1 pseudogene is annotated in these 381 nt (G+C 53.0%); it reads right to left on the bottom strand.

The features are described from left to right. Positions 1-381: pseudogene (secY, locus tag HFC70_RS26710) on the bottom strand (preprotein translocase subunit SecY); the annotation flags it as partial.

The raw sequence follows: 381 nt of genomic DNA, 5'->3' as shown, positions 1-381 counted from the left end.
CCCGCCATGTTCACTTTCAACGGTAAGTGTGTACTCTGTGCTGCATAAACACGACGACCTTGTTGACGCTTCGCATAGTTAACGACGATACGACGTTGACCACGCTCGATGAAAACAACGAAGAAGGTTACTGCAAACACCAATACTGCAACCAACAGCAGCAGGAGGAAGTGCAGGTCGCCTTGCCGCGCTTGCTCGATAGTATGGGCCACTGCCGGCGGGAGCCCCGCTACAATACCCGCGAAGATAATGATCGAGATACCGTTGCCGATACCGCGCTCAGTAATCTGCTCACCCAACCACATCAGGAACATTGTCCCGGTTACCAGGCTCACAACCGCAGTAAAGTAGAATGCAAAGCCTGGGTTTAACACCAGGCCC

It is taken from the genome of Agrobacterium sp. a22-2, from assembly GCF_012276985.1.
Lineage (GTDB): Bacteria > Pseudomonadota > Alphaproteobacteria > Rhizobiales > Rhizobiaceae > Allorhizobium.
The sequence above is the reverse complement of the archived record's forward strand: the minus strand, read 5'-3'. Positions and strand labels throughout refer to the sequence as shown.